Source organism: Nitrosomonas aestuarii, from assembly GCF_003046585.1.
GTDB classification, from domain to species: domain Bacteria; phylum Pseudomonadota; class Gammaproteobacteria; order Burkholderiales; family Nitrosomonadaceae; genus Nitrosomonas; species Nitrosomonas aestuarii.
On sequence record NZ_QAAE01000009.1, the window covers coordinates 83,131 to 101,218 of the forward strand.

An 18,088-nucleotide genomic window follows, 5' to 3' on the forward strand; every position below is an offset into this window, starting at 1 on the left:
GAAACTCCTATTTCACCTTCTTAATGAGACCTAATGCATCAAGATGATAGAGTATTTTTTGAATGTTTTGTTGAAATTCTTTATCGGAATTCTGTTCAAATTGTTCACCCAGATGGCTGCTGATGTCGAACACTGAGGCCGAATGTTGATTCAAGAAAGAAAGTATATGCATGCTCATCTGATTAAGATAATGTGTTTTACCCGAGTCGGGTTGAAACACTGTATATTCACCCCCCCAGTCCTCAATCAGTAAGGTTTGAAAATTGTTTGATTGCCAGAAAGAGTGCGTCGACATAGTGAATGAGCGAGTGCTATTTCAAAAAGAAGGTTTACAGGATTGGACGTCTATTCTGAGTTCACTGTCTATGTGGCTACCATGTTGTATCAATTGTAGCTCCACTTTTGCTCAAGATAGACGTAAATGCGGTAGCTGAAACTGCGATACCGCCATTATTTGTCTGACAATTCATTGCCTGTTCAATGTCAGAAAACGGTTGAGTATCTCCATTCGCATCGACATATGAATTGTGTTCCAAATGACCACTGGGTGCTGGTCCAAGATCGTAAGGAGGCGCATTGCCCCCCAATTCCTGTTCAGCTTTTGCTGGATTGGGGTGCATGCAAACTACGCGGTCGCCACGTCCATCACCTAAATTCTGTTTTGCAATATCATCACCGGGGGCCGCTGGTCCGGCAAGATTGCTCGTTCGGGCCAGAGCTGCGCCGCTATGTAAGGTCATGATTACTGGCAACGCAGCAGTACCTTTCAACAGCATTCGTCTTTTTTGTTTACGAAGATTGTTGTCTGCGGGTGCTTTCTGCTTTGCCGCCGCATCAATTGTATGATGCTCAAATGGTGGTTTTTTGCTCATGCTGATTTAACCTCTTTGGTAAAAAGAATTGTTTGCCTTTCATTATCAACTATGCGCTACGAAATAACAGAATGCATAGCCCTGATATAGTATGTTGATATGATCAGTTAAACTTCGGCAACATTCATTCAAGGTAATTAAGTTTATCAGTTATCTCGGTTGACGATACGATATCATACCGAAATTAGTTTTCACTATAAGTAGAAGCAAATTTCAGGCCAATTTTGAAAAATTATTTTAATACAATAAATACAATTAGTTATTGTGTAGATCAGAGCCTTCGTGAATCGTTGCAATGTTAAGTGTAAATTATTTCGACAAAAAAAGAATGAATTCTCGTACCCTGTTGTCCTGTTTTTTAAAACGTGTTAGGGAAAACACAGATTAATTGCTTATGTCAGCGGGTTGCAGTTTAGGCAAAGCGTTGTTATTCGTCAGCTAATGGATTGATCAGGTTTCGCGTATGTCATTTTTCTGATACTTTAACTTGCGCGGTGAATCAAGCGGTCCTTTTTTGAGAATCTTCTTCCGGTAAGTAATTTGATACAAGACTGGCAGCACCAGCATCGTTAAAGCTGTTGAAGTAAATGTGCCGCCAATGACAACAGTGGCTAACGGTCGTTGTACTTCTGCGCCAATACTGATAGCCAGAGCCATTGGCAGAAAACCAATAGCGTCAGTGAGATCCGTCATCAATACCGGTCGCAGGCGTGTCAGTGCGCCTGTTTTAATGGCATCGTCCAGTGTGTAACCTTTTTCCCTTAAATTTCGAATAAATGTTAACAGTACCAAGCCATTTAATACGGCGATACCTGACAAAGCAATAAAACCGACAGCAGCAGATATCGAGAACGGAATATCACGCAGCCACAGTGCTAAAATGCCACCCGTAAGTGCAAAAGGTACGCCTGTAAAGACCAGTAACCCATCCCGCAGATTCCCAAACATCAAATAGAGCAGGATGAAAATAAGGCCCAGTGCAACGGGTACTACAATGACCAAGCGCTCCGTTGCAGAAACCAGCTGTTCGTATTGGCCACCCCAGGCGATCCAGTAGCCGGATGGAATTTTTATTTCTTCTGCAATACGTGCTTGCGCCTCATGCACAAAAGTACCGAGGTCTGTGCCGCGCACATTCGCGCTGACAATTGCCCTTCGTTTGCCGTTTTCACGGCTGATCTGGTTGGGTCCTTCGATGACATTGAAATCAACAACATCCCCCAGTGTCAGATAAGCGGGCGGCGTAGCCTGGCCCTGCTGTATGTTCAAAACAGCGTTGGGCAGTTGAACCGGCAGGCGTTTGAGCGCCTCGATATCGCCGCGTAATTGCTCCGGTAAGCGCACAACCAGATTAAAGCGGCGATCACCTTCATAAATTAAACCGGTCGGCATGCCGCCAATCGCGATTGCAATGACATTTTGTACATCGGATACGTTTAAACCATAACGTGCCATTTGGGCGCGGTCCATTTGAATTGACAGCATGGGCAATCCGCTAAGCTGTTCAATTTTTGCATCTGCAGCACCTGGGATTGTTTCAATGAGTGCAAGAATTTCATCGCCGACATCACGCAATACATCCATGTCATCGCCAAAGATTTTGATGGCCACATCTGCGCGCACACCGGATATCAATTCGTTAAAGCGCATTTGTATCGGTTGGGTAAATTCATAGTTATTACCCGGTACATCGTTGACTGCCTTTTCCATGGCGGTGATCAATTCGGCCTTGGTGCGATAAGGGCCTTCCCATTCTTTCTGATCTTTGAGAATAATGAAAATATCGGCGACACTTGGTGGCATGGGGTCGGTTGCAATTTCGGGTGTGCCAATTTTGGAGAAAACACGCTCGACTTCAGTAAACGTTTTGATTTTTTCTTCAAGACTATTCTGCATTTCGATTGCTGTTGTCAGGCTGGTACCGGGAATACGAATAGCATGAAGTGCAATATCGCCTTCATTCAAGCTGGGTACAAACTCACTGCCCAAGCGAGTTGCAAGTAATGCCGAAAGAATGATGACTGTAAGTGCCAGTGTGATCGTCAATGCTCTATTGCGCAGTGTCCAAGTGAGCATGGGCAAATAAATTTGTTTTGAACGTTTGACGATCTTATTTTCCTCGTCCTTGATGTCACCTGTTAAAAAGAGTGCAACTGCGGCCGGAACAAAGGTAATGGAAAGAATAATCGCGCCGAGTAGTGCCATGACCACGGTAAATGCCATCGGGTGGAACATTTTCCCTTCTACCCCCGAGAGCGCAAAAATCGGGATGTAGACAATCATAATAATGAGTTGGCCAAATAACAGTGCGCGCCGGGTTTCTTTGCTGGCTGAAAAGGTAATGTCCAATCGTTCTTTTAGCATCAAACGTCTGCCGAGCCGTTTTTGTTCCTGGGCCAGAAGGCGGATACAGTTTTCGATAATAACAATTGCGCCGTCAACAATAATACCGAAGTCCAGTGCACCAAGACTCATCAGGTTCGCACTGACGTTATTGGCGACCATGCCGGTCAGGGTGAACAGCATGGACAGCGGAATCACGAGTGCAGTGATCAATGCTGCCCGTAGATTGCCGAGGAACAAAAACAGTACCACAATGACCAGAATCGCGCCTTCGGTCAGATTGGATGCAACGGTTTGAATGGTTTTGTCGACCAGCGTTGTACGATTATAGACGGGTATGGCAACAATACCTTCCGGAAGATAGCGATTGATTTCCTGTAGTTTCTGTGCAGCGGCTTCAGAAACGATCTGGCTGTTTTCGCCGATCAGCATGTGAACGGTGCCGAGCACTACTTCCTTGCCGTCTTGCGTTGCGGCACCGTTACGCAGTTCCTTGCCGATAATTACGTCAGCGACATCTTTAATGCGTATGGGCACGCCCTGCCGGTTTCCCAGAATAATTTCTCCGATTTCAGCCAGGTTAACTACTTGACCAGGCACTCTGACCAGATATTGTTCGCCGCTTTTTTCAATGTAGCCGGCGCCAATATTCAGATTGTTGCGCGCTAACGCTGCAACCACGTCCTGTATGGTCAAGCCCACAGAAATCAGTTTCTCTGGATAAGGTGTGACGTGAAACTGCTTGACATAGCCGCCGACCGAATTGACTTCTGTTACACCTCTGACTGTCAGTAACTGCGGGCGAATAATCCAGTCCTGGATTTCCCGCAGATCCGTTGTCGTATAAGCAGTACCGTCTGGTTTTCTGGCACCCTTTTGCGCATCCACTGTCCACATGAAAATTTCACCCAGACCGGTTGAAATCGGACCCATGCGCGGTTCTATACCGGCAGGCAATCGTCCTATTACCTCCTGAATGCGCTGGCTCACTAATTGACGTGCAAAATAAATATCGGTGCCGTCTTTAAATACCACGGTCACTTGTGAAAGACCATAGCGGGAAAGCGAGCGCGTGTAGTCTAGATGGGGAAGTCCCATCATAATGGTTTCAATCGGAAATGTGAGTCGCTGCTCGGCTTCCAGGGGTGAATAACCCGGCGCTTCTGTGTTGATCTGCACTTGTACATTGGTAATGTCCGGTACGGCATCAATCGGTACTTTCTGATAACTGTAGATACCGAGTAAGGCCATGGCAAAAACTGCCACCATAACCAGGCCGCGATAATGTATGGAAACTTGTAAAATACGTTCAAACAAAGCGTGATCTCATGTATTAGTATTTAAATTATCCGCGCGTGCTTATCTGAACGATCTGTGCGTCAGTCGGTAAACCGGGCTAATGATCATGTTCAGCACCGGATTTGCCTAATTCCGCTTTGACGGCGAAGCTGTTGCCTGCGGCATATTGTTCGCCGACAGATAAACCATCAAGTACTTCGACTATTTCACCATCGTTACGTCCCAGTTCAAGTGGGCGCGCCTCAAAGTAATTGTCGTAACGACCAAAAACAACCGTCCAGTCAAAAAGCGTTTGCAATGCATCCATCCTCACCGCCACTGGCACTTCGATTTCTTCGGTACTGACAGCGCCATTTACAAACATGCCGTCACGCCAAAGCCCCGAGGTGTTATCCAACGTGATACGTGCCATAGCTGTACGTGTCTGCGCATTTAACATGGCACTGATATAAGTAATTTTGCCGGTGCCTTCAATGTTGGTTGCTGTTGATTTGATCACAGCTTTTTGCCCGAGCCGGATAATGTCAAGATCTCTTGGATAAACCGTTAACTCAGCGTACATGGTGGAGGTGTCAACTACGGTAAAAATTTCTGCATCTTCCTTGATAACCTGGCCTCGCGCAATGGATTTGGTCGTAATCAGGCCTGAAATAGGTGACCGGATTTCATAACGTGTCAGATTTTTAAATGGACCGGTTGCTTCAGGTTGTTCGCCAATTGCGTGCAACTTTGCAGCGGATAGTTCTAATGCAATTTCTGCTTCGCTTTGTAATTGTTGTGTGGTGAGGTATTCTTGTTTCGCGGTGATTTTTTCTTCCCAGAGCTTTTTTTCACGTATAAAATTGGCGTTTGCTAATGCCAAACGTTTTTGTGCAGCCAGATACTGGCTGCGTAAATCAGCCAGCAACTGACTCTCAACGACTGCCAGAACAGTGCCTTCTTCAACATGCTCGCCCAGATGGCGCGGTACTTCAATGACGATACCCGGCGCCCGGGGTACAACCCGTACGATATTGTGGTGGTTAAACACAATGATACCGGGTAATTGAACTTTGGGTTTGAGGGTGGCTGGCCCTGCAGTTTGAATTTGAATACCGGTGCTGGCCAGGGTGTCTTCTGTCATCTCGATACGCGCTTCAATCTGGCTATATCCCCAATGAAACACTTTGTCCCGCCATTCTACGGCGATTGCGGCGTCAAATGAATGCGGTTCTTCTACTACCTGATCGCCGAGCAGATAGTCGCCCAATGGGTTGAATGAAAATAATTGGGCGGGCCTGCCAAGGCGCGATAAAGTAATAGCTGCTTTAGCGTCAGCCGGAGGAATCGGTTTGCCATTTTCATAAAGGTACAGGCGGAATTGCGGTTCAACGCCTTTTTCAAAAATAGTGACCTCGACACTGAAATTGCCGGTAGTAAAAATCTTGCCGCCTTTCGGGCCGATTTCGTCTTCCATATGATCATCGCCGATGTCGGTTCCAGATGCGTTATGTTCTGCTTCTTCAGAGAAGCTTGTTTTTTCAAGGTTCAGAATTAATCCGGCCAGAATTATGCCAATGATGATCACAAGAATAATCGGCTTCAGATTGGTTTTGCTCACTATTGACTCCTTAATCCATACGGCAGTGGTTATTTTATGGTTTGCTGATATTTTCAATGGGCTCGGCAATCAAGCGCTCTATTTCATTAATCAGTCGCTGGTAGTTAGTTAACGCTTGTAAATAGAGTGTCTGGTTTTGAAATAATGTGCGCTGTGCATCTAGCAATTCCAGAAAGCCGAATCTGCCAAGGGCATAACCTCTGCTGGCCATTCTGAATGCTTCTCTGGCGCCAGGTAATATTTCATCACGCAATATGCTGATTTCGGTGTCCGCGGCAACTAATGATTCGTAAGCTTGCGTCAACAAAGCTCTCAACTGCAAATCAATTGCGGCCTGTTCATCCATAGCTTTGTTCATGCGCTGCTGCGCCGCCATGAGATTGCCCTGGTTACGATCAAACAAGGGCAAAGGAATCGAAAGACCTACCAATGCAGTGGTGTCGTTAGGTATGTCATGACCATATCGCCGAATACCTGCGCTGACAGTGACATCAGGAATCCGGCGTGCTTTTTCAAGTGTTAGTAATGCCTGACGCTGTTCCAGGTTTTTTACGCTGCGTAATGCCAAAGGGTTTTGTTGTATGCGTACTTCAAGTGATTGAAAATCGGGTATTGTAATAAATGTTTCTAAATTCCCGAGAACGCTTTCATAGAACGGTTTGGGGTTTCCCCATAACAAAGCCAGTTGTTTGCGAAATGATGCCAGGCTGCGCTGTGCCTGCTTGACTTCGATATCTGCAGTGGCTAAAGCTACGTTTGCACGTGTTTCTTCAATAGGCGGGGCTTTTCCTGCCTTTACTCTTTTTGCTGCCGTATTAACCACTTTTTGCGCCAATTCCTGACCAGCCAGCGCAAGTCGCATGCGTTCCTGGCCGGCCAGCACATCCAAAAAAACATTGGCGACGGTCGCTATCAAGTCCAATTGCCTTGCCATGTAATCCTGTTCGGCACTTTCTTGTCCAAGTAATGCAGCGTGCTGGCGTGCAGGTCGCTTTCCACCCGTTTCGAATAACTGGCTGATACGAATAGATTCAAATCTTGCACCGGGTCCGTTGGATCGGGAACTGACGTCTTCGCTGTCATACTGGATGACAGGGTTGGGCAACAATCCGGCCTGAATTGTCAGGCCCTGTAAGGCGCGTGCCTCCTTTGCAAAAGAAGCCAGTTCGGGATTGTGTTGTAATGCCAGCCCGATTGCGTGGTGCAATGAAAGCGCCTTTTCCTCTGCAGGCAGGAAAATGACGGCGTTACTATGTAAGGGTGGTTGCGAAAAGGCGCTGGGTATTGCGTTCTCAGCTTTTGAAATTGCAACCAGTCCAAAAGCCAGTGTCATCATTGCAAGTAGTCCATTTAAGTTGCGTCGCAACAATAATCCTGTCAGCAATCCATTAAAATTCATGTGCGAATCCTTGCAAGATTCATGATAAGTTAAAAAAGTGCTATTCTATAATCTCTTAGACCACTTCAACGCCTTCATTTTCAAACATTTCGATGAGCGCGATCAGCGGTAAGCCAATTAATGCATTGGGGTCATCACCCTGCATGCGCTCAATGAGCGCAATACCCAGGCCTTCAGATTTGGCACTTCCGGCACAGTGATAGGGTTGTTCTTTGGCCAGATAATTTTCAATTTGTTGATCACTCAATTGACGAAACTTAACATGATAAGGAACCATCTGAGTTTGCAACTGGTCTGTGTAGCTGTTTAATAGACACAAAGCCGTAAAGAATGTAACTTCTCTGCCACGTATCAGTTGCAGTTGCTTGACAGCATTGGCATGTGTCAAGGGTTTGCCCAGACGGATACCATCGAGTGCTGCAACCTGATCAGAGCCGATAATCAGAGCTTGTGAATATGTCTTCGCCACAGAACGTGCTTTTGCTTCGGCCAGGCGTTGAGCGGTTTTCTCGGGCAGTTCGTTCAATAAAGCCGATTCGTCAGCTTGTGGACTGGCTGTTTCAAATGGAACTTGTAATCGCCGTAATAATTCCTGGCGATAAATTGAGCTGGAACCGAGGACAATTTTTTGAGTAATTTTCGGTATTTTCAAAATTCTTTTTTGCATTTTTTGACACTGAAAGATAAAAAATATAACATGCGCGCCTTATGTCTGTACGATTTGTAATAGACCTTCTTGATTTTGTGCGCAAAGCGGGAAGGCATCATGGTAAAATACCGCTCTCAGATCTTGCGCGCATACAGGACTTTCTATATGAAAACGAAGGTGAAGTTTTTTATTGGATCAATGGCATCATTGATCAGGAGGATAAACATTGCCTGCATATACAAGTAGAAGGTGAATTACGTCTTTGTTGCCAGCGTTGTCTCGGAAGTCTGCCGCATACGCTGGATATCAAAACATCCTTGTTAGTGGTTGAAAATGAAAGTGAACTGATACAAACTGATACAGATGATAGTGTTGATGCTATTTTGGCGACCGTAGACATGGATGTGCTGAAGTTAGTTGAAGATGAGATTATACTGAGTTTATCAATATCATCGCGCCATAATGAAGGTGAATGTGAAATACATAAACCAGAATATTATCAGCCTACAGAAATTTCAAGTTCTAAAAAAAATCCATTTGCAGTTTTAAAAACGCTAAAAAAGACACAGCATTGATTAAGGAGTAAAAGAATATGGCCGTTCAACAAAATAAAAAATCACCCTCAAAAAGAGGCATGCATCGATCACATGATGCTTTAAAGAATCCACCGTTAGCAATTGAGCCCAGCACAGGGGAAGTTCATTTGCGCCACCACATCAGTCCAAATGGTTATTATCGAGGCAAAAAGGTTGTTGACACGAAGTCTGACGATTAAATAATTTTTGCGGTAATTCATGGTCTGCTTTACGTTTTAAGTGTTGATAAACGACATGCCAAAAAGGCCTCGAAATTGGATATCACTGTAGCGATAGATTGCATGGGGGGGGACCATGGCCCTCATGTGACTGTGCCCTCGGCGATTGATTATCTTCGCCAAGATCCTGAAGCTAATATTATTTTAGTCGGTATTCCAGACGCTATTGAAGCGGAATTGCAAGCTGTAAAATTCAAATCTAGCACTCGAATCCGAATTCATCCTGCCAGTGAAGTTGTCGGCATGGATGAATCACCCGCACTGGCATTACGCAATAAAAAAGACTCGTCCATGCGTGTTTCGATTAATCTTGTCAAAACAGGAGAGGCGCAGGCCTGTATCAGTGCCGGAAATACCGGGGCTTTACTGGCTACTTCACGTTTCGTTTTGAAAACAATTCCCGGAATAGATAGACCGGCTCTGGCCGTAATTCTCCCCACCATTGCGGGGCATACCTATGTGCTTGATTTGGGTGCCAATGTCAATTGCACAGCTGAGCATCTGTTGCAGTTTGGTGTGATGGGCGCATCGCTGGTAGCTTCTGTGGAAAATAAGAATGCACCTAGCGTGGGTTTGCTGAATATTGGCGAAGAGGACATCAAAGGCAATGAAGTCGTCAAAAAAGCATCCGACCTGCTTCGTGGCAGCGGGCTTAATTTTTATGGTAATGTGGAAGGTAATGATATCTATAAAGGCACTACAGATGTAGTTGTCTGTGATGGTTTCGTTGGGAATGTTACCCTCAAAACATCCGAAGGATTAGCACAAATGCTTGCAACTTATTTGCGCGAAGAATTCAAGCGCAATTTACTTACAAGACTTGCGGGTGTTTTTGCGATGCCGGTGATCAATGCATTTAAACGCCGTGTAGATCACCGTCAGTATAATGGTGCAAGCTTTTTGGGCTTAAAAGGTATTGTGATTAAAAGTCATGGATCTGCTGATGTTTTTGCATTTAAATCAGCCATTAAACGTGCTGCAGACGAAGTGCGTGGCGGTATGTTGCGTCGTATCAGTGAGCGAGTCTCCGATCTTTCCAAGTAATTACGAATGACACTAAAGATAACTGTTAAATAATAATGTACTCAAGAATCGCCGGAACAGGCAGCTATTTGCCGGAAAAAGTTCTTACCAATCAAGACCTGGAAAAAATGGTGGAAACAAGTGATGATTGGATACGGACACGTACTGGAATAACCCAGCGTCATATTGCGCACTCAGACCAGGCAGCAAGCGACCTGGCTTTTCATGCCAGCCAGAATGCAATGAAAGCGGCCGGTGTTACCAGTAAAGATATTGATCTTATTATTGTTGCGACGACAACACCGGATATGGTGTTTCCGAGCACTGCCTGTATCCTGCAAGACAAACTGGGTGTTGAGAACTGTCCCGCATTTGATGTGCAGGCGGTCTGCAGTGGCTTTGTTTACGCATTGGCTACCGCAGATATGTTTGTTAGCTCTGGGAAATGCAGAAATGCATTGGTTGTGGGCAGTGAAATTTATTCGAAAATAGTGGATTGGAATGATCGCAGTACCTGTGTTTTGTTTGGGGATGGCGCAGGGGCTGTCGTGCTTTCTCAAAGCGAGACGCCTGGTATTTTATCGAGCCATTTGCATGCCAACGGCAGTTATAAGGACGTTCTTTCGGTTCCGGGCAGTATTGGTGGCGGAGTTGTCCAGGGTAATCCTTTTATCAGTATGGAAGGTGGGACAGTTTTCAAGTTTGCAGTAAAAGTTTTGGAAGATGTTGCGCAGGAAGCAGTAACTGAAAGCCAACTAAAAACTACGGACATAGACTGGCTGATTCCGCATCAGGCGAATATTCGCATTATCCGTTCAACAGCCCAAAAACTGGGTATACCTTTGGAAAAAGTTGTGGTTACTGTTGATAAACATGGCAACACTTCGGCGGCATCAATTCCGCTGGCGTTGGATCTTGCGGTCAGGGACGGACGTATCCAGAAAGATCAACTCGTACTGCTGGAAGGTGTTGGCGGCGGTTTCACTTGGGGAGCGGTACTACTCCGCTGGTAATTTATGAAGTTTGCGTTTGTATTTCCCGGGCAGGGTTCACAATCAATAGGGATGATGGCGGGTTATGATGACCTCCCTGTTGTTCGGGAAACGTTTGCTGAAGCGTCCGATATCCTTGGACAAAATTTCTGGTCAATGGTGAGCGATGGGCCTGCTGACGATCTAAATCTTACTATCAATACGCAACCGTTGATGCTTATAGGCGGGGTGGCCGTATATCGAGCCTGGAAAAATCTGGGTGGCAATATGCCTGCGCGTCTGGCGGGCCACAGTCTGGGTGAATATACGGCACTGGTAGCATCGGGTGCACTCAGTTTTGCAGATGCACTTAAGTTGGTGCGTTTTCGTGCACAGATTATGCAACAGGCAGTACCTGACGGCACAGGCGGCATGGCGGCTATCCTTGGACTGGATGATGCTGTCATAACGACAATATGCCAGGAGGTTGATGCATTAAACGATCAGGAATCTCTTGAGCCTGCTAACTTTAATTCACCCGGTCAGGTTGTTATCGCCGGACATAGAAATGCAGTATTAAAAGGCATCGAACTGGCTAAGGAGAGAGGTGCAAAACGTGCTGTGATACTGCCTATGAGTATTCCGTCACATTGCCGACTCATGAAACCGGCCGCCGAGAAAATGCGACAACAGTTTGCACAAACAATACTACAAATGCCCGAAATTCCTGTTGTGCATAATGTTGATGCACAGGTTCATGATGATATAGATTCGATTAAAGAAATTCTGGCTAGGCAGCTATTCAGCCCCGTACACTGGGTTGATACAATACGTGCTTTTGCGGCAGATGATATTACACATATTGCTGAGTGCGGACCGGGAAATATTTTAACCGGGCTCAATAAACGAATTGATCGTAATTTGCAGTACTTGTCGTTTACCAATAGTGATGCAATCCGAGAGGCACTTGCAATTTTAAAATAAGCGGATGAATAAATGTCGTATCAACACACGCGAAGCCGTGATTCGTTTCATGGAGGCATAATTGGATAACAAAATAGCATTAGTAACGGGTGCCAGCCGTGGTATCGGTCAGGCGATTGCACAGAAACTGGGGCAACATGGTGCGATTGTAATTGGAACGGCGACTATGCAACATGGTGCAGAAGCGATTAATCAGTACCTCAGCAAAGCAAACATACAGGGCATGGGTATTGTTCTCAATGTAAATGACACTGACCAAATAAACAGTGTTATTGCGAGCATTCGCGAAAAATATGGTGAAATTGAGATTCTGGTTAACAATGCGGGTATAACCCGTGATAATCTCCTGGTGCGCATGAAAGATGAGGAATGGGACGATATTATGGAAACCAATCTTAAGTCGGCCTTTCGTTTAAGCCGTGCAGTTCTTCGTGCCATGATGAAAGCGCGTTATGGACGTATTATTAATATTTCTTCTGTAGTTGGCGTAATCGGAAACATAGGGCAAGCAAATTATGCTGCCGCCAAGGCGGGTATGTTTGGTTTTAGTAAATCATTGGCACGTGAAGTCGGGAGCCGTAATATCACGGTCAACTGTATTGCTCCCGGATTCATCGATACGGACATGACTCGGGCGCTCAGTGACGATCAGCAACAAAGTCTGATCCAGCATGTTCCTTTGGGAAGGTTGGGACGGTCCGAAGAAGTCGCCTCAGCGGTTGCTTTTCTTGCGTCATCCGCCGCGGGTTATATCACCGGATCGACATTGCATGTGAATGGTGGAATGTACATGGATTAATTGATTGTTGAGAAATTGAATTTAGACAATCTTTTTTTATGAAATCCCTGCAAAAATACCTGGTTGCAAGGATTATGAAGCAAAATATTATTGTTTTGCAGATTTTTAAAATTTGTTAATATATAAACCTTTTTCTTACCTTTGAAGGAAGCATTTAAATGGAAAACATAGAACAGCGCATTAAGAAAATCGTAGCTGAGCAACTTGGTGTAAAAGAAGAGGAAGTCAAAAACGAATCATCATTTGTGAACGATTTGGGAGCGGATTCGCTGGATACAGTGGAGTTAGTGATGGCGCTAGAAGAAGAATTTGAATGCGAAATTCCAGACGAGCAAGCTGAAAAAATAAATACCGTCCAGGAAGCGATTGATTATGTTAATTCAAATGCAGGCAATTAGTCATTTCAATTAATTCATTGGAGTTATTTTGTCCAAACGCAGGGTGGTTGTTACCGGGATGGGAATTGTCTCACCCGTTGGAAATACAGTTTCAAAAGCATGGGATAATATCGTAGCAGGCAAGACCGGTATTACCCGTATTACCCGTTTTGATGCATCAGCATTTTCTTCGCAAATAGCGGGAGAAGTGGAAGATTTTGATATCAGCGAATATCTTCCTGTCAAAGAGGCGCGTCGAATGGATGTTTTTATACATTACGGCATGGCCGCTGCCACGCAATCCATTAAAGACGCCGGTATAGAAGATATCTCCGGCCTGGAGGCCGAGCGCATAGGTGTTAATATCGGTTCGGGTATTGGTGGATTGCCCATGATTGAGCATATGGACGACGTTTATCATAAAGGTGGTCCTCGAAAAATTTCCCCATTTTTTATACCCAGCACAATCATTAATATGATTTCGGGCAATTTATCCATTAAATATGGCTTTAAAGGGCCCAATCTGGCAATAGTCACCGCCTGTACAACAGCAACGCACAGTATCGGTAACTCCGCACGAATGATTGAATATGGCGATGCGGACATCATGATTTGTGGGGGTGCAGAATCATGCGTTACCCCGTTGGCGATTGGTGGTTTTGCGGCTGCCAAGGCTTTGTCGGTGAACAATGATAACCCTGCAGCAGCCAGTCGGCCTTGGGATTTGGCACGAGATGGTTTTGTACTTGGTGAGGGTGCCGGCGTACTGGTGCTCGAGGAAATGGAGCACGCCAAGCGCAGAGGGGCAACTATTTATGCTGAATTGGTGGGTTTTGGTATGAGTGCGGATGCTTATCATATGACAGCACCGAGTGAAGATGGTGAAGGTGCAGCGCGTTGTATGTCAAATGCACTCAAGAATGCAAAAATTAACCCCTCTGAAGTTGATTATGTCAATGCGCATGGTACATCAACACCTTTGGGTGACATTGCAGAAACAACTGCGGTTAAACGTTGTTTTGGTGAACATGCCAGTAAGCTTGTAGTGAATTCGACTAAATCCATGACAGGACATTTACTGGGCGCTGCGGGCGGAGTGGAAGCTATTTTTTCCACATTGGCTATCTATCATCAGATTTCGCCGCCAACGATCAACCTTGAAAATCAGGATCCACAATGTGATCTCGATTATGTTCCAAACGAAGCGAGAAAAATGGATATTAATGTTGCATTATCTAATTCTTTTGGATTTGGCGGTACCAATGGAACGCTAGTGTTTCGTAAAGTGTAATTATTAATTGACGGCGCATGCTTACGCTAAAACGCCTTTTTGTCATTTTTCTGATTTTCTTTCTAACGGCCATCCTGGGTGCAGGATGGCTCTATCATCACTATCATCGCGATATCGTTCTACCTACTACGCCTTATGAATTTTCAATTGAACCGGGCAGTAATTTAAAACAAATTACACGGCAATTGGTTGACAAGGGCATTCTTCCCGATTCCTGGTCTTTTGTACTATTATCGCGCTATCTAGGCAAAGAATCGGCGCTCAAAGCGGGCGATTATCGTCTAACCGAAAATCTTTCACAGATTTCTTTACTTGAGTATCTGATCAAAGGCGATATCCGGCAAAATGAAATCAGGTTTGTGGAAGGTTGGACTTTTTCTCAATACAGAAAAGCGTTATATGATCACCCGGACATACGCAATACGACTGTTGAGATGAGCGAGGAGGAAATACTGCAGATTATCGACGCCAACGAAAAGTCTGCTGAAGGCCTGTTTTTTCCTGATACCTATTATTTTATAAAAAATACTACCGACATTGAGATTCTGCAACGCGCTTACCAAACCATGCAGAACCACATAAAAACAGCCTGGTTGGAGCGAATGGAATCCTTGCCGCTTGCTTCGCCTTATGAAGCACTTATTCTGGCTTCTATTGTCGAGAAAGAAACCGGTCTGGAAAGTGACCGTGGCGAAATTGCCGGTGTTTTTATCAATCGCTTGCGATTGGGTATGCGTCTGCAAACGGATCCGACAGTGATTTATGGAATGGGAGATCGATTTGACGGCAATTTACGCAAAAAAGATCTGCAGACTGACCAGGATTACAATACCTATACCCGAGCCGGATTGCCACCTACTCCGATTGCTATGCCGGGTCTTGCATCTATACACGCGGCGTTGAACCCTGTAGCAACTGATGCTTTATATTTCGTAGCTAAAGGTAATGGGGAATCAAAATTTTCGACTAATCTTGCAGATCATAATCGTGCAGTTGCCAAATACCAGAAACGGCAGAAAAATTAATCGTGTTTTTCAAAGAAAACATAAAATAAAAGTCAACAAATCTGCATGACACAATTTTCGATCGTAGTACCCACATTAAATGAATCAGAAAATATTGATTTACTGTTAACCCGAATTTTTGCACTGAACATTCCGTTCGATAAGTTTGAGGTCATCTTTGTTGATGACGGTTCAAATGACGGTACACCCGAGAAAATACGCACTTGGCAGAAATATAGCAATATACATCTCATTGAAAGACATGGAAAACCGGATCTGGCAACTTCCATTTTGCAGGGTGCCGGAGCTGCGCGCAGCGATATCATTGTCGTAATGGATGCTGATTTGAGCCATCCGCATGAGCAGCTGAACGCTCTGGTGATCCCCATTTTAAAAGATCAATATGATGTTGTCATTGGCAGTCGCTATATTAAAGGCGGTCGTACGCTTGACTGGCCTTTTTATAGGCGCTTGTTGTCCCGGGTGGGTGGGTGGCTTGCTCGCCCGTTTTGTGATGTCAGTGATGCGACCTCAGGTTTTTTTGCATTTCGTCGGGAATTGGCCGCGACTGTTTCTGAACAGGCGCATGGTTACAAGATTCTGCTCGAAATCTTGATGGCCAATAATGGCACGCTACGGATCAAAGAAATTCCGATTTGTTTTCGCGACCGTGCGTACGGAACTTCAAAACTTTCATTTCCGCATCAACTGGCTTATTTGCAGCGACTATTGACATTGGCCGGCGGCACGGTGTCCAGGAATACTGCAGGACGTTTTGCTATAGTCGGATTATTGGGCGTGGTGGTTGATGCTCTCGCTTTTCAGTGGATGATCAGTCGCGATGCCGGACTTGCGCTGGCGCATTTTGTCAGTTTTTTTCTCGCAGTGAGTGTGAACTATGCATTGAATTCAAAGTGGGCTTTCAACGAGCACCATACCGGTCATCTACAATGGCTTCAATTCAGCCGTTTTCTAACTGTTGGCGCGCTGGCACTGTTGCTGCGCGGAGGCGTGTTGGCATTGTTTGTTTATATAGGTCATATGCCGCCTTCTTTGGCAATTTTTCCTGCCATTATTGCAACCGCCTTTATCAATTATCTTGGCTCAGCTTTTTATGTTTTCCCCGCAGAGAAGAATCCGCCTTCAAGCAATATGCGCTGGCGGGTTGCAGCACTGGGCGTTGTTTTGTTTTGCATATTGTTACGGTTGATCTATCTGGGGCTTGCACAATTGATTCCGGATGAAGCTTATTACTGGCAATATGCACAACATATGGATCTGAGTTTTTATGATCATCCACCGATGGTTGCTTGGCTTATTTGGCTGGGTACTGCAATACTGGGCGATAATGAAGCAGGTGTCCGTGCGGGTGCATTTATATGCAGTCTCATTGCCATGGGCTATCTTTATGCTTATGCAAAAAATTTACACGACAAAGCAACTGCACTCCGCACACTGATGATATTTTCGGTATTGCCGCTGGGTTTTGCATCCGGATTTTTCATGACACCGGATGCGCCACTGGTAGCTGCCTGGATTGCCACGCTTTATTTTATGGAACGTGCTTTGGTTGCGGGTCAGCGATCCGCATGGCTGGGAATGGGAGTTGCATTTGGTCTAGGATTGCTATCCAAATATACGCTGAGTTTACTGGGGCTGGCTGCGCTGGTTTTTGTCATCATTGATGCGGGCGCGCGACGTTGGATTTGGCGCCCGCATCCTTATCTGGCGGCCACCCTGGCGTTGTTTATTTTTTCACCCGTTCTTATCTGGAATTTTCAGCATGAATGGGTCTCCTTCATGTTTCAATCGACACGACATGTAACGAATGACAGTCAATTCTCGGTTCATTATCTGTTGATTTATATCATGATTCTGTTGACACCCGTCGGTTTTATTGCCGTTATGCAGTTTTTCTTTTCAAGAAATTATCGCGATATGGGTGTATCGCAGCATATGTTAAAAGACAGGAAACGCTTATTTGTACAGATTGTCACCGGCGTGCCGTTTTTTATCTTTCTGGTATTCAGTATATTCGACCACCCCAAATTTCATTGGACCGGACCTGTCTGGCTGGCGGTGTTGCCTACAATTGCCTGGATGATTGGACAAACCGGTAATCTGGAGAAATTTACCAAATGGTTACAAAAAGCATGGCGGCCAACCATTGTCGCATGTCTGTTTGCTTATGCGTTTACCTTGCACTATGTCGTACTGGGAATACCCGGCGCTCCCTATCACCTGTTTACCGAACATTATTTCTGGCGTGAAACAACACGTGAGGTAGAACAAATTGCCGAAGAAGTCCGCCAGCTGACGGGACAGGAGCCTGTTATTGTCGGTATGAGTAAATGGTCAATCGCCAGCAGTCTTTATTTCTACAACCATGCGCGCGGCAATCTGGATATTCGTTCACGTAATCTGTTTGGAGACAGTGGTGCGATGTACAATTTCTGGTTTCCAGTACAATATCCTATAAATCGACCGATCATACAGGTTGGAATGAAACCCGTTCATCTTGAGCAAATTCGGGAAGGTGATAATCTGAAGCAGATGCTCATTCATCCTGATGAGATTAAATATCGAAACATCTACAGAAACGGGATCTTTCTTAGGCAGATATATTATCGTATTTCAGCAGGGCTTCATTAGTGATGTGGCAT

At 45.2% G+C, this 18,088-nt stretch carries 16 protein-coding genes; 10 read left to right on the forward strand and 6 right to left on the reverse strand.

The annotated features are described in order from the left end of the window. Positions 1-7: 7 nt before the first annotated feature. The 6 genes from C8R11_RS09365 to C8R11_RS09390 form a co-directional block, all read right to left on the reverse strand. Positions 8-295, reverse strand: a complete 288-nt coding sequence (locus C8R11_RS09365; RefSeq protein ID WP_107795466.1) for an HPr-rel-A system PqqD family peptide chaperone — start codon at positions 293-295, stop codon at positions 8-10. A 76-nt stretch (positions 296-371) separates the two neighbouring features. Continuing rightward, positions 372-872: a hypothetical protein gene (locus C8R11_RS09370; RefSeq protein ID WP_107795467.1), complete on the reverse strand. Its 501-nt coding sequence runs from the start codon at positions 870-872 to the stop codon at positions 372-374. A 450-nt stretch (positions 873-1,322) separates the two neighbouring features. Beyond that, positions 1,323-4,532: an efflux RND transporter permease subunit gene (locus C8R11_RS09375; RefSeq protein WP_107795468.1), complete on the reverse strand. Its 3,210-nt coding sequence runs from the start codon at positions 4,530-4,532 to the stop codon at positions 1,323-1,325. 79 nt (positions 4,533-4,611) lie between these two features. Beyond that, positions 4,612-6,114: an efflux RND transporter periplasmic adaptor subunit gene (locus C8R11_RS09380; RefSeq protein WP_107795469.1), complete on the reverse strand. Its 1,503-nt coding sequence runs from the start codon at positions 6,112-6,114 to the stop codon at positions 4,612-4,614. 34 nt (positions 6,115-6,148) lie between these two features. Next, positions 6,149-7,513 carry a TolC family protein gene (locus C8R11_RS09385; RefSeq protein ID WP_107795470.1) on the reverse strand — a complete coding sequence of 455 codons (1,365 nt, stop codon included), beginning with the start codon at positions 7,511-7,513 and terminating at the stop codon, positions 6,149-6,151. A 55-nt stretch (positions 7,514-7,568) separates the two neighbouring features. Then, entirely contained in the window at positions 7,569-8,180 is a 612-nt protein-coding gene (locus C8R11_RS09390; RefSeq protein ID WP_181258218.1) for a Maf family protein, read from the reverse strand. A gap of 41 nt (positions 8,181-8,221) precedes the next feature. Here C8R11_RS09390 and C8R11_RS09395 point away from each other — a divergent pair, with 41 nt between their 5' ends. The 10 genes from C8R11_RS09395 (at position 8,222) to C8R11_RS09440 (ending at position 18,077) form a co-directional block, all read left to right on the forward strand. Continuing rightward, positions 8,222-8,737 (forward strand): YceD family protein, encoded by a 516-nt coding sequence (locus tag C8R11_RS09395; RefSeq protein ID WP_107795471.1) that lies wholly within the window; start codon positions 8,222-8,224, stop codon positions 8,735-8,737. Positions 8,738-8,754: 17 nt separating this feature from the next. Then, on the forward strand, positions 8,755-8,937 hold the full coding sequence (gene rpmF, locus C8R11_RS09400) for a 50S ribosomal protein L32 (protein WP_090702718.1): 183 nt from the start codon (positions 8,755-8,757) through the stop codon (positions 8,935-8,937). Between the two features lie 75 nt (positions 8,938-9,012). After that, the gene (plsX, locus tag C8R11_RS09405; protein WP_107795472.1) at positions 9,013-10,020 is read left to right on the forward strand and encodes a phosphate acyltransferase PlsX; all 1,008 of its coding nucleotides are present in this window, start codon (positions 9,013-9,015) and stop codon (positions 10,018-10,020) included. A 35-nt stretch (positions 10,021-10,055) separates the two neighbouring features. Beyond that, on the forward strand, positions 10,056-11,012 hold the full coding sequence (locus tag C8R11_RS09410) for a beta-ketoacyl-ACP synthase III (RefSeq protein WP_107795473.1): 957 nt from the start codon (positions 10,056-10,058) through the stop codon (positions 11,010-11,012). A gap of 3 nt (positions 11,013-11,015) precedes the next feature. Beyond that, on the forward strand, positions 11,016-11,954 hold the full coding sequence (fabD, locus tag C8R11_RS09415; RefSeq protein ID WP_107795474.1) for an ACP S-malonyltransferase: 939 nt from the start codon (positions 11,016-11,018) through the stop codon (positions 11,952-11,954). A gap of 61 nt (positions 11,955-12,015) precedes the next feature. Continuing rightward, positions 12,016-12,753, forward strand: a complete 738-nt coding sequence (gene fabG / locus C8R11_RS09420) for a 3-oxoacyl-ACP reductase FabG (RefSeq protein WP_107795475.1) — start codon at positions 12,016-12,018, stop codon at positions 12,751-12,753. Positions 12,754-12,911: 158 nt separating this feature from the next. Continuing rightward, positions 12,912-13,151, forward strand: a complete 240-nt coding sequence (gene acpP, locus C8R11_RS09425; protein WP_090702731.1) for an acyl carrier protein — start codon at positions 12,912-12,914, stop codon at positions 13,149-13,151. 28 nt (positions 13,152-13,179) lie between these two features. Continuing rightward, positions 13,180-14,421, forward strand: coding sequence for a beta-ketoacyl-ACP synthase II (fabF, locus tag C8R11_RS09430; protein WP_107795476.1), 1,242 nt, complete (start codon positions 13,180-13,182; stop codon positions 14,419-14,421). Positions 14,422-14,438: 17 nt separating this feature from the next. Then, a complete protein-coding gene (gene mltG / locus C8R11_RS09435) occupies positions 14,439-15,446 on the forward strand; it encodes an endolytic transglycosylase MltG (protein ID WP_107795477.1) in 1,008 nt (335 codons plus the stop codon). Positions 15,447-15,491: 45 nt separating this feature from the next. Beyond that, the gene (locus tag C8R11_RS09440) at positions 15,492-18,077 is read left to right on the forward strand and encodes a glycosyltransferase family 39 protein (RefSeq protein ID WP_107795478.1); all 2,586 of its coding nucleotides are present in this window, start codon (positions 15,492-15,494) and stop codon (positions 18,075-18,077) included. Positions 18,078-18,088: the final 11 nt, after the last annotated feature.